The organism is Rhodococcus sp. PvR044 (assembly GCF_040548995.1).
Lineage (GTDB): Bacteria > Actinomycetota > Actinomycetes > Mycobacteriales > Mycobacteriaceae > Rhodococcus_G > Rhodococcus_G oryzae.
Map to the genome: position 1 here is coordinate 372,388 of NZ_JBEPSX010000005.1, position 22,393 is coordinate 394,780.

Sequence of the window (22,393 nt, forward strand, 5' to 3'; positions counted from 1 at the left end):
CTACCGCCGCCCTACACGGCGACCTTGAGGTCGACCCCGATTCGCAACGCGGTGACCAGTTCCCGGTAGAGCTGGTCCGACTCCATCAGCTCCAGGTGGGTACCGCGTGCCCGTACCCGGCCGTGCTCCATCACCAGGATGGTGTCGGCGTCGATCACGGTCGAGAGCCGGTGCGCGATGGTCACCACGGAACCCGTCTGAGACAGCTCCCGGATCATGTCGTGGATGGCGGCCTCGGTCCGGCCGTCCACCTGCGCGGTGGCCTCGTCGAGGAGCAGCACGTCCGGGCGGCGAACGATGGCCCGCGCCAGAGCGATTCGCTGCCGCTGCCCACCGGAGACGTTGGTGGAGGACAGATCGCTGTCGAGTCCGTCGTCGAGCGCACGCACGGTCTCGTCGAGGTGCACCGCACGCAGCGCGTCCCACACCTCCTCCTCGGTTGCCTCGGGGTGGGTGAACAGCAGGTTCGACCGGATCGTGCCCGGCACGATGGGCGTCTCCTGCTCCACATACGCCAGCCGGGAGCGAACCTGGTCGAACGGCAGTTCCGAGTAGGGCACGCCGTCGAGCAGGATCTCACCGCTCTCCGGGTGGAGGAACCGCAGCAACAACGAGAACAGGGTGGTCTTGCCCGCCCCGGACGGCCCGACGATCGCGGTGTGTCCGCGCGCCGGGATCTGTGCGCTCACCCCGCGCACGGACGGCTCGGTACCGGGGGCATACCGGGCGACGACGTCGACCAGCTCGAGCACCGGCACGTCGGGGGACGGTCGCAGCGGCTGGACCTCGACGGCCGCGTGCTCCTCGACCTCCATGTCCTGCACCTCGCGAATCCGGCTCGCCGCGGCGATCCCGGACTGGACGAGCGAGACGTTCTGCGCCATCGCGGTCACGGGGGCGGTCAGCAGGAAGGCGTACAGCAGGAACGCGACCAGCGCGGAGACCGCCAACGCCCCCGTGCTCACCCGGTACGCACCGAAGGCGAGGATCCCGATGATCGCGAGCTGCATACCGCCACCCGCGATGATCCAGACGAGAGCGGTGACCCGAACCGCCTTGACGCTGTGCAGCTGTGAGTCCTTCGCGTCGATGATGATCCGCTCCGCCTCGCGGGCCTCCGCGCGGCTGGACTTGACCGTCCGGATGGCGCGCAGCGCCCCCTCGAGCACACCGCCGAGTCGCCCGACCGATTCCTGCGCCCGCGCCTGCGACTTCGCGACCTGCGGCATGAGAACGAGGGCGAGGGCACCGACGACCAGGAGGGAGGCCACGGTCGCCCCGAACAGGACGAGGTCGAGCATCGCCATCAGGACGAGGGTGCCGATGATGCTCACTGCGCCGTTGAACAGCTCGACCAGGCTGGACGAGGTCGCTTCACGCAGCAGAACGGTGTCCGAGGTGACCCGGGTGACCAGTTCGCCCGACGGCCGCGCCGTCAGGCTGCCGACCGTGGAACGGAAGTACCTGCGCACGATGGATTCTCGCGCGTCGTAGACCACGCGCGCGGCCAGTGTGCCGAGCAGGATCCACTGGAAGTACCCGACGACACCGGTGAGCACGAGCACGCCGAGGAGCGTGAGAACGGGCGTGAGCATCGAGCCGTTGCTGCTGAGCGTGTCCAGGATCTGCTTGATGACCATCGGCGTCGCCAGCCCCGAGGCTGTGACGATGATCCCCAGCACCAAGCCCAGGCCGAGGACCTTCCGGTGCGGTCGAATGAAGGACCACAACAGGCGCACGTTCGGCCAGCTCACAGACGCCGGAGACTCACTCATGTCCACCAGTGGAACATTCACGTCCCATTTTTGTCAATGAAAGTTCCATTTGGGAACAATCCACTGCTACCGTGAGGACATGTCGACCGTGACCGTCCCCGAATCGGGCACCAAAGCACGCACCCGTCGCGCCATCCTCGACGCGGCCGTCGATGTGCTCGGCAAGAACGCGGCCGCCTCCCTCAGCGAGATCGCGGCGGAGGCGGAGGTGGGTCGCAGCACCCTGCACCGTTACTACCCGGAGCGCATCGATCTGGTCCGCGCCCTCGGCGAGGACGCCCTCGACAAGCTCGGCGCGGCACTCGAACGGTCCCGGCCCACCGAAGGCCCCGCGGACGCGGCGCTGCGCCGGATGAGCCACGAGTGCTTCGACCTCGGGCCCCTGCTCTCGCTCATCTTCGGCGACCCGCAGGCATTGTCGAACTCGGCGTTCTGGGAGGGACTCGGCGCGGTCGACGCGCCACTGCTCGCGCTGATCGAACGCGGCCAGGCCGACGGCACCTTCTCGTCGGAGCTCAAGGTCCGGTGGATCCGCCGGATGCTGTGGTGGTGCCTGCTGACCGGGTGGGAGAGCTTCAACAAGGAGGGCTACTCGCGTACCGACGCGATCGAGTCCATCGACCTGACAGTCGCCCGTATCACCAATCCCGATCTGTAGCCCGCCCCATACGAACGATGCGTGCACGATCACCGGGTGATCGTGCGCGCATCTCCCGCGCTGAAGACTCCGCTACCGGTTCCAGTCCCCCAGACCGTCGGAGCCGTTGAGCGTCCCGCCACTGGTGTTCGTCACGATCACCGGGTCACCCTTCTTCGCGTTCTCGAAGAACCACTTGCCGTCCTCGGTGCTCACGTTCAGGCAGCCATGGCTCGTGTTGCTGCTGCCCTGCTGGTTCACCGACCACGGCGCCGCATGCACGAAGATGCCGCTGTTGGAGATGCGGGTCGCGTACTCGACGTAGGTGCGGTAGCCCTCCGGCGCGTCGATCGGGACACCGTAGGTCGACGAGTCCATGTACATGTCACGAAGCTGCTCGCCGACGATATAGGTGCCGTTCGGGGTCTCGTGGCCGGTCTTGCCCATCGAGGTCGGCATGGTCTTGACCACCTCGCCGTTGCGGGTGACGGTGATCTGCTTGGTGTTGTCGTCGGCGGTGGCCACCAGCGCGTCGCCGATGTGGAAGGCCGAGCGCGCTCCGCCCGCCTCGACCACGACGTCGGTACCTGCCGGCCAGAACTCGGCCGGCCGCCAGCGCACCTGGCTGTCGTTGATCCAGTAGAAGGAGCCGTCGACCTTCGGGCTGCTGCTGATCTTGATGGCCCGCTCCGCGGTGGCGCGGTCGTCGATGGCCTCGTCGAACCGGATGATGATGGGCTGCGCGACGCCGACCACCTCACCCTCGGACGGGTTGAGGCTGGGCGCGGAGAAGTTGGCGGGCCCGACCTGCGGCTCCACCGGAGGCAGCGGCGCGAGGGGCGCCGCGGGTGCAGGCAGTCCGGGCAGGGTCGGCAGGGTGGGCAGAGGGATGTCGGGACCACCGGGAAACAGCGGTACCGCCTGCGCGGGGACGACCAGCGCCGTGCCTGCTACCGCGGCACCGATCAGGGCCGTCGCGACCCGATTCGTCCAGCGCCGACGACTTGTGGTCCCGGTCTCGATCTTGCGCATTCACGTCCCATCATCCGACTGCAGAAGAGCTCGGCTGATCCCGCGTTCGCAGGCGTCGCCGATTCCAGTAGACACAACAGCTTCGCCATTGGCCAGGAGCCACTCCGCCCAGACGGCCTGGTCGAACGGCTCCGGCCCAGGTCGCGCGGGTGGCGACCCCGGTAGGTGATCCGCCTCTCAGCCGCCGGATCACCGTCGCCCGCGGCCAGTCATGGCACTAGCGCCCACGCACCGTTTTCTGCGCCACCGCGCCGAGCCGGGCCAAGCGCAGGTCGCCAAGCGCGGTCAGCGCGTTGCCCATCCGATTGGTGACGAAACCGAGGGCGAGGCCGGTCTCCGGGTCCGCGTACGCCCCCGACCCGCCGACCCCGTAATGGCCGAACGCGGCCCTGGGCTGGGACCGGTTCGCGATGAACACCGGGTGATAGCCGAGCCGCCAGTTCACCCGGGCGCCGAGGACATAGTCGCGTCCGAAGGTCTGCACCTCGCCCATCCGCTCGATGGTGTCGGAGGAAAGGAAGCGCCTGCCGTCGATGACGCCGTCGTTCGCGATCGCCGCATACATCTTCGCGAGTGCACGCGAGGTGAACACGCCGTTCCAGCCCGGCATCACCGCGTCGTGCACTATCGGGTCGCGGACCAGCTCATCGAACCCCTCCGGCATGCCTGCCTCCGCGAGCCCGTTGAACGGGCGCAGCCGCGTCATCACCGAGGAGGCCATGCCCCAGGACACTGCGCCGGGGCTGAGGTGCGGGAACAGCTTCGCGATCCGGTGCCGATGCTCGGGCGGTACCCGGTACCAGAACTCCTCGACGCCGAGCGGCTCCGCGATCTCGGTACGCACCACATCGGTGAAGCCACGTCCGGTCGCCCGCGCCACCGTCTCCGCGACGATCCACCCGTACGTGACCGCGTGGTACCCGGGGCCGCTGAGCCGGCGCGGGTCCGGCCGCGCCGCGGCGAGCGCGGCGACCACACGGTCGTAGTCGAGGAGCCCGGTCTTGCCCGGCACCAGCCCCCGGATCCGGTGCAGGCCCGCCCGGTGGGTGAGCATGTCCCGGATCGTGATCCGCTCCTTGCCCGCCGAGGCGAACTCCGGCCAGTAGGTCGCCACCGGTTCGTCGTAGTCGACGACACCGCGGTCGGCCAGCCGGTGCAGCACCGTGCTGGCCACGCCCTTGCCAGTGGAGAAGGACAACGCGACGGTGTCGCGCCGCCAGCGTCGGTCGCGGTCCGCCCAACCCGCCCAGATGTCGAGCACCAGTTCGCCGTTCACGTAGGCGGTCAGGGCTCCGCCGCCGTTGTTCGGCTGCCGGTACATCGCGAAGAACCGATCGGCCAACGGCAGGAATTGTGCGTCGACGTGCATCTCGGTCGGTGCGCTCCCGCCGCCCGCGGGCAGGCGGGAGCGACCGCCACGCCTACTCATGCCGGTCAGACCACTCCCGCACGCTTGGCGGCGGAGCGGAGCTGGAATGCCCCGGCCACGAACACGATTCCGAAGATGATGGCGAAGAAGCCGACCAGCCAGACGAGGCTACTGACGCCCTCGACCGGGAAGATGACCAGCAGCAACCCGAACAGGACCGCGAGGATGCCGGCAATCAGGAGCCACACCCACTGTCCGCCGACGGATTTCACCTTGAACGAGCCCATGATCTCGAGGATGCCGACCAGGATCGCCCAGAATCCGATCACGTAAACGGCCACGAGCACGGTGACCTCAGGCCACGCGAAGGCCACGATGCCGGCGAGCACGGACACGATGCCGCCGATCAGCCACCACACCCAGCCGGTGACGATCTTGCGCGCCTGGATCGACCGGACCACCTCGACGAGGCCGTCGACGATCGCGTACACGCCGAAGACGACCACCATCGCCCACACGGTGACGCCAGGCCAGACCAGCGCAACGATGCCGAAGATGACGGCGAAGATGCCGCGGATCAGCAGCAGCCACCAGATGTCCTTGCCGATCTGCAGCATTGCCTCGTTGCTGTCAACGATAGGGTTCTCCGTCATCGCATCCTCCGATGCTCGTGCGTGCCTGAACAGCTGATTCGGAGCCTAGTACCTCGACCTCGAAGTCTCTCGACGATTCACGCCGGATCCGTCGGGGGCGCGGGCGTGACGCTATTTCCGGTCCCTGTCCTTGCTCGGCTGCACCCGCTTCGGTTCGCCCGGCATCTTCGGGGTGCCTACCCGTTAAGCGCTGTGCTGACCAGGAGAAACCCTGCACGCCGAGAAGCGTTGTGCCGCAGGTTATCGGGCGAAACGCCCGGCAGGTAGACCACCGCCACAAGACTTGCGCAGGCGACCGGCGAGACCGACTTCAGGAATCCCAAGTGCTGTGCGAGCACCTATACGGTGGTTGCTCGACGAAGATCTCCGGCGAGCACTACGTCTCACACGGCTTGATCAAGCTGCACACCCAAGACGATCCCGAAGTCACCATTCAGCACAATCATGTGTTCCGGAAGCCTCAATCCGGGGTTTCGATCCCCAAAGAAGTCCCGTCAGTGTTCGAGCCAGGGTCCGGCATCGAGAAATTCGACCGGTTCGTCACCCCAACTGCGGAGCAGCTCAATCAGCGCGATTTCCTTGCCGTCCGGGAGCCGGAGGATGAGGCCCTCCAGCCGCCTGGGCCCGCGCCGCGTCTCCAGCCTGTCCCATCTCCCTATTGCCATCGCCTCGATGACTTCGTCGTTGGCACGACGGATTCGGAACCGACGGGGTTCGAGCTGCTCCGGGATATAGCCCCACAGCGCTTCCTCCATAACGCACCCCCTTTGTGACGTAGACCACTCCACACTACTTGCCCAGGCCCCCGCAAAGGTCGGCCGGTTGTTCGCCCGCCAGCCCGTCACATACGTCGCAGCCCCACCGATACATACATCGGAGGTGATGTTTCTATGCTGACACCAATCCAACAGGTTGCCCTAGACCGCCTACGCGATGCCCTCGGACCGATTCGCGAGTTTGTGCGCGCTGACCGCCACCGGCCCATGCGCAAAGAACCGAACCTCAGCGACGAGGTGTCCGAATGGCCGCAAACGTACCGGCAACTCTCCAGCGAACTAATGAACGCACTTCTCGTCGCGCAGTGCGCCGGGGTGCCGGACCTCGTGATCTCCGAGGCGATCGACGGACAGTAAGTCCAGGTGGGTCGTCCGCACTGCCGACCTCGTAGCGATTCCGGCGGTGACCGCATTCCGATGCGTGCTCACGGCTCAGCCGGGCCAATCCTGGGTCCGGTAGCGGGCCGCGAGTTGGTTGATGATGTGATCGGGCGGTGGGCCAAGTACGTCTCGGTAGTACCGCTCCACATACTCGTGGATCGCCCGAATCTCGTCGGCGTTCATCGGGGTGTCGCCTCCCTCGCGATAGGTTGTCCGCCAGATTGACCACGGGACACAGCAGAGGGGCGCTTGGACGGCTGCGCGCTCCGCCCTCGCGCTTTTTCGGAGCGTAGTGTTCCAGGCGGCCGACGGCCTCGACGATGTTCTGCTGTCATCGGGGCACACATTTCAGCCTCCTTCACGCTCCATTCTCCGCCAATCGGGCATTCAACGAAAGAGCCAATCCTATTGTTATTCACCATGTTTGACTACCAAGTCAAGGTCCAAATTGGCGGCAAAAATTTGTGCGCGATCGCCCACAAGAGTAGGTCCGCCGTGTGCCGGTCTGTGCAGCCACGTTTTGTGGTTGTTGCGGTCGATCGACCAATTTCTCACGGCGCTATCCACAGCATTCACGTTAAGCTCGGGAGATGGCCAATGGCACTGCGGAGGCTTTTGCGAGGTTCGAGTACCGGATCTTTTTGCGGCTCCCACTCCAGCTGATTGAGGGTGGTATGGCGCGGTACCGCGACGAACAGTCAGTACTGCGCCTCGCATACGAACAGGCGTTGATCGACCTTGACCGTGCCGCCGCCTCCCTGCTGCACGACGATACCGCCGCCGAACGAGCCCATGACCTCAGGGAGCGAACGGCGCCGATCCGGGTTGCGGTCGCGCTCAAACAGCGCCGAGCGAAGCAACAGGTCGAGTCTGACGCGGAGGACGATCTAACGCTTTTGCGGCAACGGCGCGAGACATTGCTTCGCAAGCATCGTGCGCACATCACAGCACCACCGGAGCCGCCGAATCCGTGAGGGATCGTGACCACCAGGCATTAACAAGTCAGGCGGCGCTAGTGTTCCAGGCATGACCCTCACGACCGCCGGTGCAGCCCTTATCATCTCGATCGTCGCGTTGCTGTACAACGTGGTGAATACCTGGATACGCTGGCCGCGCGTCTCAGTGGTAATGAATCAGAGCGTCGTTGTGACACCGACAACCTCTCCCCAGGACACCTATCGGCTCGTGGTGATCAACAGCGGAGCCGAAGCCACGACAATCGCAAACGTCGGAATCCGGACCGCTGACCACTCCATCACTATCGACGTAGCGCACGAGCGCGAGAAAGAACGCGGCGTCGAAGTCGACGGGCCAGAATTACCGGTACGGATCGAAGCACATGGATGCTTGGTCTGGAAGTTCACACCACAAGCACACGACCGGATCAAAAGTGGCACAGCGATTTCTGGATACGCGCATCGATACAAGCCATTTCTCAAATACCCAAAAAAGAGTCGCACAATGATTCGCGAACACCGAACAAACGTCGACCTGAGGAAGAACTGACGCGATAGCCACATATAACCGTGCACTACGCGACAGCGGGGAGTCCCGGCCGCGCATGCTTCCCACGGCGCGCTAGATCGAATCTCCGGCGCGCGCCTCAATGCGGTCGATTCAAGAGATGAATACCCCCGCACCGATGGACAGCAGGAACAGGTGCCACAACTGAATCGCTGCGTTAGCCATCAGGCCGAAATCCAACGATCCCAAAGATCCCCACATGATGGTCCTCCTTGTCTCCCCGACAGCTTCATTCTACCGCTAGCGGGGCAACCCGATTTGTACCAAAGTTTTCCCTAAATCCGCAGGTCAGGACCCTTCTTCTGGAACTCTTCCAAACAGGGTCGCCGAGCCTCGGGGCATGATCAATCGGAAAATCTCAACCGGGGAGGGGAACGACCGCGACCGGGTAAGTCGGTCTGTTTTCGGGAAAAGGGCTCGAAGTACCCCCCCCCATGCCCGCTCCGGGACCTCCACCGCGCCCGAACTACCCTCCAAAGAATGGCATCGGCGTCCGCTCCAAGAATGGATTCGGCGCAGGTAAAAAGAATGGCGCGAACGTGTCCTTGAACGTCTCGGGGCGGTGGTACTGCTTGTCCGTCATGTCACTTTTGACATGAGCCTGACTTTCGCTGCAGTGCACGTAGGCCCAAACGATCGCGGCTTTTGTGGGTGTCGGCACATCTGGCGAACCTTTGAGCCAGCACTTCTTATCTCGGACGGCGATTACCAGTCACGCGACCTGACGACACGGCTGTGGGCGATCGGGCTCGACGACTCGCGTGCTGCCTTGCTGGCGTTGCAGGATCTGTGGGCTGGAGCGCAGTTGGTCGGGTCGAAAGGGTTGCCGCCGTTGGCTACCCGGATGACGTGGTCTGTGGTAGCTCATCCTGTCGGTGTGGTGAAGGTGCGCCACCGCAGATGTGGCATACGGGAGGTTGTGTCTGTCGTACGTGGATCTTGCGCCACTGCTGTGTCTGTCGTGGGTCACCTTGCATGGGTTGCCTTCGTGTTCGTGTTGTATTGCGTCACACGTTCGGTTCTACAGCCAGCAGTACCGTTCGGGCAGGATGCCTGCGCGGAGAGTACCCAGCCAGTCGAGGTGCATCCCGTCGTGTCCGATCTCTTTGCGGCACTGCAGGATACGCGGCTGGCCCTCCAATGCGTACAGTCCCGGCGGCTGGTGTGCGCTCGTGCATCGCATGGTTGGTCTTCTTCGGTTGTCGGGTGGAGGTGGAACGGCGGACCGGGACCAGGTCCGGCACGAGGAGGACCGAACCCTTTGTCCGCCGTCCCGCTTCCCGATTTCCGGCGACGAACCGGAACCTTGGTGGTGGCCGGTTGGACGCCAATCACTCCGGCCCGCGCTGTGAAAGGTGCTCGAAAGCCAGCGCTTCCCACCAATACCGGGAGCCGCGCGGTGCCCCCGGTTGATCTGTGTTGCTACGCGTTCGGCAGTGCCCGCCAGGTGACCAGCGGGATGTCCTCGCGCAGCTTCGGGTCGAGCGCGTCACCGAAGATCTGTTCGTCGATCTTCTCGGCTGCCGCGTTGTACTCGCGGACCAGCTTGAAGACCTCGATGCCGCTCATCAGATGACTCCCAGGTCGACGGCGAACGCCTTGGGCTGCAGCACCTGTACATCGGCCCGCAGGTTGGCTATGAACGCTACGGAGCCGGTGTCCGCGTACCTCTCGCTGAGGAACCGGATGGTGAAGCCGCTGCGGATGCCGATAGCGAGCTGGTCCCACTGTCCGGTGTAGATCTCGCTGGTGTTGCCCGAGGTCCCCACGGTGAGGTTGATCGGCACCTGGGAGCTGACGAGGCTCGGCAGCTGACTAGCCGGTGGTTCCAAGTAGCGCAGCTGCGAGTCCTTCAGCACGGCGAGTTCGTTGACGATGCGCGGCGCCACGATGTGGGAGTTCGGCTCCCAGTTGAATCCCCTCACGGCCCCGACGGCGTTCAGGAACCAGTCGTAGTTGGCGATGGCCGTGCCGTTGGCTCCGTGGCTCGTCGACGTGATGCCGCTGGTGTTGAGCACGCCACGCGGTTCCGGGGAGGTGCCGCTACCTCGCAGGGCCGCCCGGTCCAGCTCGACGGCGATCTGCCGGGCGAAGCTATTTGAAATCACGCCTGCGGCACTGGGATCGGAATCCTGGAACAGCTCGTTGGACATGATCACGAGACGGTCGAGCGACTTCGCGGTGAAGGTCACCGTGTCGAAGCTGAGGTCGTTGGCGGTCAGCGCCGCACCCTCATTCCTCCAGCTGGGAGCGCTCTCGCCGATCAGCCGTGGCATCTTCAGAGTCTGGCTCTGCATCGGCACGGTGATCGCTCCGGCTCGGAACACGACGGCCTGGTTACGCGCCAGGTCGATCACCTTGGTGCTCAGCGGGGTCGGCACCAGGAAGCCGCCCGCCGAGCCCGTGCCCTCCGACAGCGAGCGCTCGTACTCGGAGCCGTCCCACTTGCCCGTGACCACGCCCCGCAGGTAGCGGCCGAAGTCGCCGTCGTCGCTGGACGTGTCGGTGGTGTGCCCGTTGTCGCGGGACCACGCTTGCATCGACTGGTCTCTGGTCAGGATCGCCTTGCCCGCTAGCGCCGGTCGGGTGTCCTTGCCGGGGACGTTGAACGAGCTGCTGCGCTCGACGCTGCCACGCTCCACGAGAGCCATGAGTTCCCTGTGGTTCTCGATCCCTTTGACGAGACCGGTGATCTCTGTGGTGATCGCGTCGAATCGGGTCTGCTGCTCGGCGTCGAGATAGTCCCCCGCCGAGCGATTGAGCATCTCCTCGGCCTCGGTCTTCAGTGCAGCGATGCGGTTGTGCATCTCCTGCTCTTGCTTGTTGATCATGTGGATGTCCTTGTCAGTACAACGCGATCAGCGCAAGGCGGTTACGTGCCTCGGCGACCGAGAGGGTTGGATTGTTTTGTGCGGAGCGGACGCCTTGCACGGTGGCTCCGGGGTACGCGGGCATGCCCACGACGCTGATCTCCCTGAGGATCACCTCGGTGCGGACGGTGACGCCGTTGTCGTTGCGTTGCCGCACCGGAGAGAACCCGACCGAGAAGTCCACTGCGCCAGCGCGGGCCAGCTCCAGCACCTCGTCGGCGGCAGCCGTCTTGGCCAGCTCGAAGCTCACGTGGAGTCCGTCGGCGCGCTCCTCGGCATTGCTGAGGACGGCCACCGGCATCTTGCGCGTATCGTGGCCGACATAGAGGCGAAGCTTCGCCGAGCGCTCTTGCAGGGTCCTCGTCATCGAGCCAGGTGCGAACGACTCCCTGTAGCTCTGTCCGAATCCGTCTCGTACTTCGGCTATCTGCCCGAAAGGCACGGCGATGCCGTACAACTCTCTGCCGGTGCCTGCGCTGAGGTCCGCTGTGCGCGTGAGGATCTGTGCCATGTGTGTTCACCATCTTTGTTGCAGGAGTATCTGAAACCGCGTGCGGGGAAGCGGTTTTCGGTGTCTCGACTGCGCATGGTGGGATGGCGGTGCCGATGTCGTGCCTGCGACGGCGTCGGCGGTCGTCTGTCTACCGAGCGAATCTGGTTGGCAGTCGGTGACCGGGCTGAACATTTCTGAAGACCCGGCCACCGAGTGCCCCTCGACTTTACCCCTTACCGGTACCTGGTGTCACGTCGCCGGGCGCTGCTCAGCCGAGTCCGCCCGGATCGTCTGGTGTCTCCATCCAGCCGCCGTTCCAGCTGAAGTCCAGTGGATCGCACAGCCACCCGTGCGGAACGATCGCGATGTCCTCACCGCCCTTGGTGAACCGGACCAGCTTGCCCTCGGGGTGCACCGTGGAGGGCTGGTCGGCGATGCGAGCCAGCTTCTCAGGGTCGCGACGAGCCAGCTCGGCCAACGCTTGTTGCTGCACCTTTGCGACCTTGCCGTGGAACACCTCGTGCCACCGCGCGTCTACGGCGCCTACGCACTCGGCCAGCAGCACGGCCTTGATCTCGCGCGCGAAGTCCAGCCAGTAGTAGTCGACTCCGCCGTTCGAGAGCAACAGCGGCGGAAGTCCGGGCCACATGTCGAGCGTCTCCAACATGTACTGGAGCATGTTCTCCGGTGCATAGGGAATCTCGGTGACCAGCTCGCCGAAGACCTTGTCGGTGTCGGTGTCCGGGTGCCCGAGGACCCTGCCGAGCCCGTCCAGGAGTTCCGCGTGCTTGTCGGGCGCGCCTCGGGCGTAGTCCCGCACGAGCTGGGCGTTGTCGGCGAAGTAGACGCGGGCCACCTCGATCACCTGTCGGTCGAGCGGACCGAGACCGGCGAGGAACCTGCTCAGCCGTTCGGTCATCGGGCACCTCCGCTCAACGGGCCTCGGTGGTCCGAGCCGGCCGGGTCGACCGGATTGTGCGCGGGTACGGCCGTTGGGCGCTCTCCGTGGCGCTCAGCGGCCATCCTCGTGGGTTGTCCTCCGCTGCAGATCGCGTCGAGGTCGTCGAGGTACGCGGGCCAGTAGCACTCGGGTACGTGGGTCCGTTCGGAGCCGGGCCACGGACGCTCGGTTAGCCCGCCCAGTTCGGTGAGTTCGGCCGTGTGCCGCTCGGCCCGCTGGTGTCCGCTGCGCGCGAGTCGATCGGTTTCCTTCTGCGCCCTCAGCGCCTGCTGGTAGTCCTCGTTGCTCATCGACAGGAACCCTCGTCGGTCGGTCATCTGGATCTCTCTTCTTCTGAAGTTCTTCCGATCGGCTCTCCCTAAGGGAGAGAGAGCCTCCGGAAATTGGACGTTTCCGGTGTAATTCCGGACATTTCCGATCTCGCCTTCGTGCCCTGGACGGGCTACATCAGCGCGCTGTCTGACACCTTGTAGATGCACCTTGATCCTCTGCCCATGTTTTGCAGGAAACCGTCTCTGACCAGCTTTGTTGTGATCGCGTAGAAGGTCGTCTGAGACACCTTGCGGCCCTCGACCTCACCCTCGTGAAGCTTGTACGCCTTGGCCGTGGACAGGGCTTCGACGAGCGCGAACTTCCGCCAGATTCCGGCCACGATTTCTTCCGATCCGGGGTCGGAAGATCGGCCAATTTCCGACGATGCGCCGGAAATTACGAGCGTCGACCTTTGAGCCTCCGAGAAACCGGGCATGAGCTGGGCTTTCACCGTGTGCGGGACCAGTCGGAACAGGTGATCGCATCCGGCGGGCACATCCTTGTGCTTGGCGCAGTGGAGCTTCGCCACGTTGTCCGCGCCGGTCATCCTCAGATCCGTCCAGACGGCCCCGTCCCACGCGTTGGATCCGCGTCCGGCGGTACCGGCCCGGCTGCTGTGGTGGACGGCCAGCACGGCGCACTGGGCCTCGCGCTGGAGCCGTTCCGCCTCGTGGATCGCACGGCCCTGGTCGGTGGCGCTGTTCTCCTCCATCCCCACCGTGCACCGCGCTCGCGTGTCGAGCACCACCAGATCGAGCCCGAGACCCCGGGCGTATTCCACGAGTTGGTCCATCGCGGCCCTATCCCCGAGCTGGACCGGGTCGGGCAGCAGGTACAGCCAGCCGTCCAGCAGTGCGTGGTCGACGTTGGTCAGCTCGCACCACGCCATGATCCGCACCAGCAGCCCGGTGACCCCCTCCGCGGCGACGTACAGCACCTTCGCCCGCCGGGGTATCCGGTACCCCTCAAACGAGGTCTGCCCGGTGGCCAGCGCGCACACCATCCCGACGGTGAGGAAGGACTTGTAGCACCCGGCCTCGCCGGACACCTGGGCGAGCGTGTCGCGGTACAGGATTCCGTCGACGAGCGGTTCCACGGCAGGCAGGGTGCCGAGGTCGCCCACGGTGAGGACCCGGTCGGTGATCGGAAGCGCGGCCTCGGTCGTGTCCTTCTTGATCGTCGCGTACACGTCGCGCGCGCGGAGCGTTTTGAGCTGCCCGACGATCGGCCTGTTCTCCGGGTCGTTGAGGACCTCGGCGAACCGGAATGCCTCGTCGACGCCGGGATCGGTACCGTAGTCCTCGTTCAGGATCTCGACTGCTCGTGCCTGCTGCTCCGCGCTCAGCACTTGCGCCCCTTGCTGCGACGCTGAGCACGGTTGCCGTACTGCTGTGCATACCACGGGCAGGACGGATCGTGCTCGACCTCGACGGCCAGGATCTTGGATGCGATCACACGAATTGTGGTGCGTGCGTAGCAGTCCGGACACCCGTTGACGGCGGCGTCGGTGAACTGCTCGGGGGTTGCGCTGGTCTGCCTGAAGTGGTTCATCGGTTGCCGTCCTCGGTGGCTGCAGATTCGAGGACGGGGATCGCTGCCCATGCCTCAGCGGCCTTGCGTCGGGACTGCGCCGACTTCAGCGCCAGCCGGGTGTAGTAGGCCTTTCTGGCGTGTTCGGCGCGCACGGCCCGCTCGGCGGGGGTCAGGACTCCCTCGGGGTCCACCTCGCGCTCGAACTTGTCGAGCATGGCTTTGCGGGCGTTGGCGGTGCGGGCGGAACGATCGGTGGTGTTGGCCCAAGACTGGTGGGCGGCGATCTGTGCGCGCATGGTGCGCTCGGACTGTGGGGTGGACACGGCAGAATCCTTTTCGGGATTCAGAGCGCCTTACCCCTGAGGTTCGCTGCCGCGCGCAGCCCGTCGCCGAAGAATCGGCTTCGTGGAGGCTTGAAGAATGCTGTCGAGCAGTGTAGGCGTCAGTGCTGTCCGGCGTCAACGATGCACAGTGATCGACTTGCCGCGGTCTTCAACGGTCCCCAACCCCTGCCGGACAGCCCGGGCGATCTCGACCCGGCAGGTCGACGGGTCCGGCCACGCGGGCGGCGGATCACACCTGCACGGGTTCCTGACCCGCCCCGTGTACCACCGGCCACCGGCCACAATCTGGTCGACAGTGACCAGTTCGGGGTCTGCGATGAAGTGCGCCGCCACGCGACGACACCGGCTGCACCGGAGGGACAGCACCCGCCACGGCATCGGCGCGAACAGGAAGTCATCGGTCATATCCGGTCCCCCCGCTTCAATCGGATCGCAGCCTCACGCGCCCGGACGTCGGCAGCGCTTGCCCCGTACCGTTCGAGCATCGCATCGGAGGTCCACCCCGCGAGGCGCTTGAGGTCGCGCTCCTGTCCGCCCGCCATCAAGAAGTCGTGCGCGAAGGTGTGACGGAACCGGTGTGGGTTCAGCTTGCCTTCGAGTCCTGCGGCCGCTGCCCGGACCTTGAGTACCTCGCGCACACCGTCCGGTGTGAGCGCTCCCCGCTCACCGAGGAATAGGCCCGCCGCCTGGGCGTGGCGATGCTTGGCCCGCTCGCGCAGGTAGCGGTCGAGGGCCTCCCCGGTCTTGTCGCCAAAGTAGGCGGCCCGGATCTTCGAGCCTTTCCCTTCGACCAGTACGGTCGCGGCATTGAGGTCGAGCTTGTCGAGGGTGATCCCTGTCAGCTCCGATACCCGGAGCCCGCAGTCGAGCAGCAGCCGGATCAGCGCCTCGTCACGGCGGTTCTGGAATGACTTGGGCTTGCACGTGGCGATCAACTTCCTCAGATCCTCGTCGGTCAGGACGGGCACCGAGGGCGGCGCGGGGTTCTTGACCGTGATTCCCGCCAGCGGGTCGGCGTCGATGATCTCCTCGGCAAGGCACCAGCCGGTGAAGCGCCGCAGCCCGCGCCACCTCGTTCTGACCGTGCCGTCGGCCAGGCCCTTGGCGCGCAGGTGGTCGAGCCACCCGAGCACGCTATCTCGGGTCAGGCTGTCGACGTCTGCGGGCTTGCCCTGCGAGGTCAGCCAGGCGGCCAGGAACTCCACACTCATGCCATATAGCTCGATCGTGCGCGGGGCCTTGCCCTCCACACGCAAGGAGCGGTTGAAGGACTGCTGGAGGGATACGAGAGACTCACCCACCCCTTCAGGTTATCTGGTGAGCGAGCATTGTGCTAGTGGGCTAAGGTGCTCACCTTTCGTTCTTATTCCTGGTCAAGTCGGTATTCCGCGACGGCTGCACCCGCTTCGGTTCGCCCGGCATCTTCGGGTACTGCGGCGGATACGGCATGTCGCCCAACCCGTTCGCCGCATCCCGCTCCGCCATTTCCAGCAGCGCGTCCAGCGAGTAGGCGATGTCATCGATCCGGGCGGCCGGGTCGCCGCGTCTGGCCACCAACTCGGGCACGGTGGCGATGGTGAAGTCGTCCGGCTCGACGTCCGGCAGTTCCGCCCAGGTGACCGGGGTCGACACCGTCGCCCGCGGGGTCTTGCGGACCGAGTAGGCCGACGCCACGGTCTTGTCCCTGGCCGTCTGGTTGAAGTCGATGAAGATCCGTTCGCCGCGTTCCTCTTTCCACCACGCGGTGGTCACGCGCGTCGGGTCGCGGCGCTCGATCTCCCTGGCCACCGCGATGGCCGCGCGGCGCACCTCGATGAAGTCCCAACGCGGTTCGATCCGGACGTACACGTGGACCCCGCGGCCGCCGGAGGTCTTCGGGAACCCGACCAGCCCCAGGTCCTCGAGCAGCGGTGCGAGGACATCCACCGCCACGGCCCTGGCCTCCTCGAACCCAGTGCCCGGCTGCGGATCCAGATCGATGCGCAGCTCGTCGGGCCGGTCGGGGTCGGCACTCCGCACCGGCCACGGATGGAAGGTGACATTGCCCATCTGCGCAGCCCAGACGATGTCGGCGGCGTGCCGCACCCGCAGCGCGTCGGCCGTGCGGCCGTTGGGGTTGGTGACCGTGCAGGTGTCCAGATACTCGGGCCGCTTGGCGGGCAGTCGCTTCTGGTAGATCTCCTCGCCCTCGATACCGTCCGGGAAGCGCTGCAGGTGCGTTGGCCTGTCCCGGAGGGCGGTCATGATCCCGGACCGTCCGCCGTCGAAGAGCGCGATGGTCCGGTAGTACTCGACCAGATCACGCTTGCTGCCGCCCTCCGCGCCGAGCTGCGGGAAGTAGATCTTGTCGGGACTCGAGAGCCGGACCGCGACGCCGTCCACGTCGAGTTCCATGGCCGGTGCCTTTGCCGCCATCAGTCCTCCCCCGCCAACACATCACTCAGGTCGTAACGCACCGGGACCTCCAGTTGCTCGTAGGTGCATTCACGCGCCTCGCGGTCGGGCCGCCATCGCAGGAACCGCGCGGCGTGCCGCAATCGATCCCCCTCCATCTGGTCGTACGCCACCTCCACCACCAGCTCCGGACGCAGTGGTACCCATTGGCGATCCTTGCCCGCCGACCACCGGCTGGCCTCGCCGTCGTACACCACGTCCTCACCCTCGCGGTAGGGCTGCAGCAACTCGAGCATCTCGATCCGCTTGGCCGCGGTGAACGCGGAGGCCCCTCCGATCATGTGCAGCTCGTCGCCGTTGTAGAGGCCGAGCAGCATGGATCCGATACCTGGCTGGCTCTTGTGTGGCCGATAGCCGATCACCACACAGTCCGCGGTCCGGGCGTGCTTCACCTTGATCATCTCGCGCTTGTTCGGAAGATAGTGCCCCGCAAGCTTCTTCGCGACCACTCCGTCGAGCCCGGCGCCCTCGAAGGCGTGGAACCACTCCTGGGCGAGCGCGGCGTCGGTGGTGGCGGTCGTGACGTGGCAGGACGGGCCGCCGCCGACATGGTCGAGCAGGATGTCGCGACGCTCGCCGAACGGCCGCTTCGTCAGGTCCTCGTCCCCCAGCGCGAGCATGTCGAATCCGATCAGCTGCGACGGAGTCCGCTCGGCCAGCAGGGTGACCCGACTCTCGGCCGGATGGATCCGCTCCGACAACGCCTCCCAGTCCAGCCGGGTGCGGCCATCGATCTCGCGCGGCACCACCAGCTCACCATCGAGCACACAACGGACGGGTAGCTCGGCCCGCACCGCCGCGATCATCTCGGGAAAGTAGCGGCCCAGGTCCTTTCCGCTCCGGGAGCTCAGGACCACCTCGTCACCGTCACGAAAGACGATGGCGCGGAATCCGTCCCATTTCGGCTCGTACGACCACACCGGCTCCTCGCCGTCGGGCTGAGTCGGGACCGCGGGCGCGGCCTTCGCCAGCATCGGTTGCAGGGGCGGTGTCAGCGGCAGCTCCACGCACCCATACTTGCGCACCGGGCCGGTATTGGCGAGGGAACGCGCCCTGGCCGCCGCCGATCCTCCAGTAGGCGCGGTCACGCGCCGCGCTCCCGTCGGATCGGCGCCATCGTCGGCACCGGTTCGGTGGTCAGGAATTCCAGGATGATCCGGTTGCAGAGTTCGGGCTTCTCCACCAGCAGGCCGTGCGAGGTACCCGGTACCACCGCGAGCTCGGCATTCGGCAGGCCGCGGTACAGCTCGAGCGTGTGCTCGAGGGTCACCTCGTCGTCGTCACCGACCATCACCAGCGTCCGGCCGGTGGCCCGTCGCAGGTCGTCCACGGTCAGCGTCGGCTCCTCGAGGTGCAGCCGGCTCAGCTTCGCGACCACGACCGGGTGGTGCCCGGCACCGTCCGGTGACACCTCGGCGTACATGTCCGCGAGGAAGGCAGGCGACGGCTGGTCGGTATCCACGACCCCCGGTTCCCAGCCGTCCCGGTGAAAGACGCCCGCGACGCAGACCAGCCGCCGGACCAGGTCGGGCCTGCGCAGGGCCACCAGCAGTGCCACGGTGGCACCGTCACTGCACCCGAGCAGATGGACAGGCGCGCGTGGGACCGATTCGAGGAACGCGATGGTGTCCAGGGCCATCAGGTCGAAGGTGATGGGACCAGGCGTGTCCGGCGTGTGTCCGTGACCGCGACGCTCGGGGGTGAACAGCCGAAACCGGCGGGCCAACCCGTCGATGTTCGGCCCGAAGGCGCGCGCGTCGACGCCGCCCGGGTGCAGCAACACGAGCGGATCGCCCTCGCCGTGCTCGTCGTACCAGGTGTTCAGGTCCCCCAGTCGCCCATAGCCCGCCACCGCCGGCCTCCCTCTGCATCAAGTCACGGCACCGCCGTGGTCGGCGTTGCCGTAACTATGACCACGCGGGGAGCCGGAACTCATCGGTCGGCGCGCGGGAACCCGCTCATTCGGCGTCGAGCCTGAACCCCAGTTTGAGGGTCACCTGGACGTGCCCGATGGCGCCGTCCTGGATGTGTCCCCTGGTGCCCACCACCTCGAACCACTCGAGATTGCGGACGGTCGTACTCGCCCGGGCCACCGCCTGCGCGATGGCGTCGTCGATCCCCTTGCTCGAGGAACCAACGACCTCGGTGACGCTGTAGACGTGATCGCTCATCGGTCTTCCTCACTCGTCGGTGACGGAAACTCCCCGACCAGCGTATGGCGGCCCCGCCGTCGACGGGAGGGGTTTCCCGGTGCGGACAGGACGAGCGGCGGCCGGGTCGGGGCCGGGTGATTCAATTGCACAATGACGCTCAACCGCCTCCAGCGTGGACTCGCCGCCGCGAGCCTGATGCTCGCCGCCCTCACGCTCGGCGCCTGCGGCAGCGACATCACCGGCCGGGCGGTGCCCGAGGCCGGCGGCGTCGTGGCCGACACCCTGTTGCCTGATGTACCGGAGGCGGACGCAGGGGGCACCGTCGAGATCGACGTCGAGATCGGCGAGTGCGTCGAGCTGACCGGCACGGTCGACGATGCGAACGTGGCGAAGGCCCCCTGCGGCAGCGCCCCGGCGAACTACAAGGTGATCGGTAAGGCGCCGACCAACGCGCAGTGCGTGAGCGATGCCGATTCCTACTACTACGAGACCCTGATGGGCGACGAGCAGGGCGCACTCTGCCTCGACATCGACTGGGTGGTCGGCGGGTGCATGGATCTGGCCGACGATCAGCCCATCCACATCGACTGTGCGACCCCCACCCGCGAGGGCGTCCGGGTGGCGGAGATCATCACCGACGTCACGGACGTCGAGAAGTGCTCCACCCCCAGCGGATTCGTCTACGACGAGCGCAGGTTCGCCGTCTGCACCGACGACCTGTAGCCGCTCCCTAGAGCCAGCCGCGGCGTTTGAAGATCGTGTACAGGGTGATACATGTGAGCGCCATCATCAGCAGCGCCATCGGGTAGCCGCCCACCCAGTGCAGTTCCGGCATGCTGTCGAAGTTCATACCGTAGACGGTGCCGATCAGCGTGGGGGCGAACAGGATTGCCGCCCATGCGGAGACCTTCTTGATCTCCTCGTTCTGTGCGTAGCTGGCCTGGGTGAGCGCCGACATCTCCTCGTTCTGGGTCTGCGACACCAGGGTCGCGTTCACCGTGAGGATGTTGCCGAGCAGCTGCCGGAACCCATCCGCCCGCTCGACCACCGTGGTGGCGTGGTCGGTGACATCGCGCAGGTACTTCTGCAGTTCCTCGTCGGTGTTGTACTTCTCGAAACCCGCGGACAGCCCGCGCAGCATGTCGAGCAGCGGCTTGGTGGCGCGCTGGAACTCGATGACCTCGCGAGAGAGTTCGTAGATGCGCCGCGACACCTTCGGGTCGCCGCTGAAGACCTCGGTCTCGATCTCGTCGATGTCGTTCTGCAGTCCGGCGACGACCGGGGCGTACCCGTCGACCACCGCGTCCAGGATCGCGTAGAGCACCGCCTCCGGACCGAGCTTGAGCAGCTCCGGGTCGTTCTCCATTCGTCTGCGCACCGCGGAGAGGTCCGGCGATTCGCTGTGCCGCACCGTGATCACGAACGTCGGACCACAGAAGACGTGCAGTTCGCCGAAGTCGACCCGCTCGGTCTCGTCCAGGTAGCGGGCGGCCCGCAGCACCACGAACAGCGTGTCGCCGTAGCGCTCGAGCTTGGGTCGCTGATGCGCGACGATGGCATCCTCGACCGCCAGCTCGTGCAGCCCGAACTGCTTGGCTGCAGCCTGCAGCTGCTCCTCGTCCGGCCGGTACATCCCGATCCACGCCATGGACGACTCGTCCGGCAGGCTGCGCAGTGCCTCGGCCAGGCTGGCAGGCGTCTCGATCCGGGCGCCGTCGCGGTAGACCGCACTGTTGACCACGCTTGCCTCCACCGGCACCACGGCAGGGGCGGGCGGCGTCGGATGCGGTGCCATCGAGTGCTCGGGGACGATCAGATCGCTCGAGGGGTTGGCGGATCGGCTGGGAAGCAGCGGACGGAAGGGTCGCTTTTCACGCATGAGGGCGGCTTTCGCATGAGTCGGATGCACGGGCGCGTGCCGCGGACTGGAGCGGCGCGGGTGTGATCGGAGAAGTCGCCTGGCGTGGGCAGAGGGTGCCCGACGGGGCTAGCGGCGACTTCGGTAGGTACTCGGAGGTTGGCTCTTCACGGCAAGCCACACCTCCTCTTCCCTCGACTCTTTCGGACCCCGATACCTTACTCCCCCGAACACACCCTCGGCACACGTGCGCAATTCACCCCGCCGGGGGCGCCACAGCGTGCACACTTGTCCTGCGTTCAACGGACAAGATTGTTTAACCGAAACTGAACGCTTGGGTCACTCGCCACATTAGGCTCCGCGCCATGACCACAACCATCAGCGCACCCGGCGGCCTCAAGCGGCTGACCACTGCCTTTGGCGGCGCGATACTTGCACTGTTCCTGGCAGCGTTCGGTGCACTGGTGATGCCCGCAGCCGCGCACGCCGACCCCACTTCCCTTCAGTACTCCGCGGACAACTCGGCCTGGGGCGACATGTCCCTGATCCCCGACTTCCAGGGCGAGCTGATCCCCGGCGGAGAACTCACCACCACCTTCTACGCCAAGAACCCGACCAGCCAGGGCGGCACCCTTCAGGTGTACCTCGGGAACTGGACTAAGACCGCCCCGGACATGCAGGCGTACGTGCGCGTGGAGGTCAACGACGCCTCGGGCGCCATCGTGGACCTCACCAACAACCTGGCCGCGCCGGGCACCGAGCTCCAGTCGACCCACCTCGGCGCCGGGCAGACCGCCAAGGTGATGCTGGTGGTCGGCATGCCCGCCGGGGCAGGCAACGAGTCCCAGAACCAGTCGGTCAACCCGGACTTCGCGCTCGACTTCGAGCAGGACGCCGCGGCGGTCGCAACCACCACCACGCTGACCGGACCGGCCACCGCCAACTCCACCACCGCGTTCGAGCTGACCGCGACCGTGGCCCCGGCCGGCGCAACGGGCACCGTCCAGTTCAAGGACAACGGCGCCATCATCGGTAACCCGGTGCCGCTGACCAACGGTGTCGCGAAGCGGACGCAGACCCTCACCACCGCGGGCGCGCACAGCATCACCGCCGTCTACAACGGCGCCGACGGCTTCATCGCCTCCACCTCCGAGGTCCTCACCGTCACCGTCACCACCACCCCGGTCGAGCCGGGCACCGGCTCCGCCGGATCCTCCTCCGGCTCGCTCGGCGATCTGGGCAGCATCTTCGGCTCGTAATCGGCCGAG

Annotated in this window: 27 protein-coding genes and 1 pseudogene; 6 read left to right on the top strand and 22 right to left on the bottom strand. The window is 66.1% G+C overall.

The window, feature by feature from the left end; translation table 11 throughout:
* Positions 1 to 11: 11 nt before the first annotated feature.
* Complete coding sequence (locus ABIC28_RS14900; RefSeq protein ID WP_097213793.1) at positions 12 to 1,775, bottom strand: ABC transporter ATP-binding protein; 1,764 nt, start codon at positions 1,773 to 1,775, stop codon at positions 12 to 14.
* Positions 1,776 to 1,854: 79 nt separating this feature from the next.
* On the opposite strand from ABIC28_RS14900, the gene ABIC28_RS14905 reads away from it, so the two are divergent.
* Positions 1,855 to 2,433 carry a TetR/AcrR family transcriptional regulator gene (locus ABIC28_RS14905; RefSeq protein WP_354579541.1) on the top strand — a complete coding sequence of 193 codons (579 nt, stop codon included), beginning with the start codon at positions 1,855 to 1,857 and terminating at the stop codon, positions 2,431 to 2,433.
* 72 nt (positions 2,434 to 2,505) lie between these two features.
* Here the strand turns inward: ABIC28_RS14905 and ABIC28_RS14910 are convergent, their stop codons facing one another.
* The 4 genes from ABIC28_RS14910 to ABIC28_RS14925 all read right to left on the bottom strand — a co-directional run bounded on the left by ABIC28_RS14910 (position 2,506) and on the right by ABIC28_RS14925 (position 6,221).
* On the bottom strand, positions 2,506 to 3,444 hold the full coding sequence (locus ABIC28_RS14910) for a L,D-transpeptidase (protein ID WP_354579543.1): 939 nt from the start codon (positions 3,442 to 3,444) through the stop codon (positions 2,506 to 2,508).
* A gap of 217 nt (positions 3,445 to 3,661) precedes the next feature.
* Positions 3,662 to 4,873: a serine hydrolase domain-containing protein gene (locus ABIC28_RS14915; RefSeq protein ID WP_209928144.1), complete on the bottom strand. Its 1,212-nt coding sequence runs from the start codon at positions 4,871 to 4,873 to the stop codon at positions 3,662 to 3,664.
* Positions 4,874 to 4,878: 5 nt separating this feature from the next.
* The gene (locus ABIC28_RS14920) at positions 4,879 to 5,466 is read right to left on the bottom strand and encodes an HdeD family acid-resistance protein (RefSeq protein WP_077040151.1); all 588 of its coding nucleotides are present in this window, start codon (positions 5,464 to 5,466) and stop codon (positions 4,879 to 4,881) included.
* Between the two features lie 494 nt (positions 5,467 to 5,960).
* Complete coding sequence (locus ABIC28_RS14925; protein WP_354579545.1) at positions 5,961 to 6,221, bottom strand: hypothetical protein; 261 nt, start codon at positions 6,219 to 6,221, stop codon at positions 5,961 to 5,963.
* Positions 6,222 to 6,449: 228 nt separating this feature from the next.
* Between ABIC28_RS14925 and ABIC28_RS14930 the strand changes: the two genes are divergently transcribed.
* Positions 6,450 to 6,599 (top strand): hypothetical protein, encoded by a 150-nt coding sequence (locus ABIC28_RS14930; protein ID WP_354579547.1) that lies wholly within the window; start codon positions 6,450 to 6,452, stop codon positions 6,597 to 6,599.
* Between the two features lie 75 nt (positions 6,600 to 6,674).
* Here ABIC28_RS14930 and ABIC28_RS14935 read toward each other — a convergent pair whose 3' ends face one another.
* Positions 6,675 to 6,806 carry a hypothetical protein gene (locus ABIC28_RS14935; protein WP_354579549.1) on the bottom strand — a complete coding sequence of 44 codons (132 nt, stop codon included), beginning with the start codon at positions 6,804 to 6,806 and terminating at the stop codon, positions 6,675 to 6,677.
* 407 nt (positions 6,807 to 7,213) lie between these two features.
* Here ABIC28_RS14935 and ABIC28_RS14940 point away from each other — a divergent pair, with 407 nt between their 5' ends.
* The gene (locus ABIC28_RS14940) at positions 7,214 to 7,597 is read left to right on the top strand and encodes a hypothetical protein (RefSeq protein ID WP_354579551.1); all 384 of its coding nucleotides are present in this window, start codon (positions 7,214 to 7,216) and stop codon (positions 7,595 to 7,597) included.
* Between the two features lie 52 nt (positions 7,598 to 7,649).
* Positions 7,650 to 8,129, top strand: coding sequence for a hypothetical protein (locus ABIC28_RS14945; protein WP_354579552.1), 480 nt, complete (start codon positions 7,650 to 7,652; stop codon positions 8,127 to 8,129).
* A gap of 723 nt (positions 8,130 to 8,852) precedes the next feature.
* Here ABIC28_RS14945 and ABIC28_RS14950 read toward each other — a convergent pair.
* The 15 genes and pseudogenes from ABIC28_RS14950 to ABIC28_RS15020 form a co-directional block, all read right to left on the bottom strand.
* A pseudogene (locus ABIC28_RS14950) lies at positions 8,853 to 8,996 on the bottom strand (hypothetical protein); the annotation flags it as partial.
* Positions 8,997 to 9,168: 172 nt separating this feature from the next.
* Positions 9,169 to 9,330: a hypothetical protein gene (locus ABIC28_RS14955; RefSeq protein ID WP_354579554.1), complete on the bottom strand. Its 162-nt coding sequence runs from the start codon at positions 9,328 to 9,330 to the stop codon at positions 9,169 to 9,171.
* A gap of 239 nt (positions 9,331 to 9,569) precedes the next feature.
* Positions 9,570 to 9,716, bottom strand: a complete 147-nt coding sequence (locus tag ABIC28_RS14960) for a hypothetical protein (protein ID WP_354579556.1) — start codon at positions 9,714 to 9,716, stop codon at positions 9,570 to 9,572.
* Complete coding sequence (locus ABIC28_RS14965; protein WP_354579558.1) at positions 9,716 to 10,978, bottom strand: phage major capsid protein; 1,263 nt, start codon at positions 10,976 to 10,978, stop codon at positions 9,716 to 9,718. Before ABIC28_RS14965 ends, ABIC28_RS14960 begins: the two co-directional genes overlap by 1 nt.
* Before the next feature lie 13 nt (positions 10,979 to 10,991).
* Positions 10,992 to 11,528 carry an HK97 family phage prohead protease gene (locus ABIC28_RS14970; protein WP_354579560.1) on the bottom strand — a complete coding sequence of 179 codons (537 nt, stop codon included), beginning with the start codon at positions 11,526 to 11,528 and terminating at the stop codon, positions 10,992 to 10,994.
* Positions 11,529 to 11,778: 250 nt separating this feature from the next.
* The gene (locus tag ABIC28_RS14975) at positions 11,779 to 12,429 is read right to left on the bottom strand and encodes a hypothetical protein (protein WP_354579562.1); all 651 of its coding nucleotides are present in this window, start codon (positions 12,427 to 12,429) and stop codon (positions 11,779 to 11,781) included.
* Positions 12,426 to 12,788, bottom strand: a complete 363-nt coding sequence (locus ABIC28_RS14980; RefSeq protein ID WP_354579564.1) for a hypothetical protein — start codon at positions 12,786 to 12,788, stop codon at positions 12,426 to 12,428. The genes ABIC28_RS14975 and ABIC28_RS14980 overlap by 4 nt, the downstream gene beginning before the upstream one ends.
* A gap of 125 nt (positions 12,789 to 12,913) precedes the next feature.
* On the bottom strand, positions 12,914 to 14,131 hold the full coding sequence (locus ABIC28_RS14985; RefSeq protein ID WP_354579566.1) for an AAA family ATPase: 1,218 nt from the start codon (positions 14,129 to 14,131) through the stop codon (positions 12,914 to 12,916).
* Positions 14,125 to 14,334: a hypothetical protein gene (locus tag ABIC28_RS14990; protein ID WP_354579568.1), complete on the bottom strand. Its 210-nt coding sequence runs from the start codon at positions 14,332 to 14,334 to the stop codon at positions 14,125 to 14,127. The genes ABIC28_RS14985 and ABIC28_RS14990 overlap by 7 nt, the downstream gene beginning before the upstream one ends.
* Positions 14,331 to 14,639 carry a hypothetical protein gene (locus ABIC28_RS14995; protein ID WP_354579570.1) on the bottom strand — a complete coding sequence of 103 codons (309 nt, stop codon included), beginning with the start codon at positions 14,637 to 14,639 and terminating at the stop codon, positions 14,331 to 14,333. The genes ABIC28_RS14990 and ABIC28_RS14995 overlap by 4 nt, the downstream gene beginning before the upstream one ends.
* A gap of 422 nt (positions 14,640 to 15,061) precedes the next feature.
* Positions 15,062 to 15,961: a tyrosine-type recombinase/integrase gene (locus ABIC28_RS15000; RefSeq protein ID WP_354579572.1), complete on the bottom strand. Its 900-nt coding sequence runs from the start codon at positions 15,959 to 15,961 to the stop codon at positions 15,062 to 15,064.
* 49 nt (positions 15,962 to 16,010) lie between these two features.
* The gene (locus ABIC28_RS15005; protein ID WP_354579574.1) at positions 16,011 to 17,075 is read right to left on the bottom strand and encodes a DNA polymerase domain-containing protein; all 1,065 of its coding nucleotides are present in this window, start codon (positions 17,073 to 17,075) and stop codon (positions 16,011 to 16,013) included.
* Complete coding sequence (locus ABIC28_RS15010; protein ID WP_354579617.1) at positions 17,075 to 18,121, bottom strand: ATP-dependent DNA ligase; 1,047 nt, start codon at positions 18,119 to 18,121, stop codon at positions 17,075 to 17,077. Before ABIC28_RS15010 ends, ABIC28_RS15005 begins: the two co-directional genes overlap by 1 nt.
* 77 nt (positions 18,122 to 18,198) lie before the next feature.
* Entirely contained in the window at positions 18,199 to 18,966 is a 768-nt protein-coding gene (locus tag ABIC28_RS15015) for an alpha/beta fold hydrolase (RefSeq protein ID WP_354579576.1), read from the bottom strand.
* 106 nt (positions 18,967 to 19,072) lie between these two features.
* A complete protein-coding gene (locus ABIC28_RS15020) occupies positions 19,073 to 19,285 on the bottom strand; it encodes a dodecin (RefSeq protein WP_097213785.1) in 213 nt (70 codons plus the stop codon).
* A 132-nt stretch (positions 19,286 to 19,417) separates the two neighbouring features.
* On the opposite strand from ABIC28_RS15020, the gene lppU reads away from it, so the two are divergent.
* Complete coding sequence (lppU, locus tag ABIC28_RS15025; RefSeq protein WP_097213784.1) at positions 19,418 to 19,990, top strand: LppU family putative lipoprotein; 573 nt, start codon at positions 19,418 to 19,420, stop codon at positions 19,988 to 19,990.
* 7 nt (positions 19,991 to 19,997) lie between these two features.
* On the opposite strand, the gene ABIC28_RS15030 is transcribed toward lppU, so the two are convergent.
* Positions 19,998 to 21,146 (bottom strand): magnesium and cobalt transport protein CorA, encoded by a 1,149-nt coding sequence (locus tag ABIC28_RS15030; RefSeq protein WP_097213783.1) that lies wholly within the window; start codon positions 21,144 to 21,146, stop codon positions 19,998 to 20,000.
* Positions 21,147 to 21,490: 344 nt separating this feature from the next.
* Here ABIC28_RS15030 and ABIC28_RS15035 point away from each other — a divergent pair, with 344 nt between their 5' ends.
* Positions 21,491 to 22,384, top strand: coding sequence for an Ig-like domain-containing protein (locus tag ABIC28_RS15035; RefSeq protein ID WP_354579579.1), 894 nt, complete (start codon positions 21,491 to 21,493; stop codon positions 22,382 to 22,384).
* Positions 22,385 to 22,393: the final 9 nt, after the last annotated feature.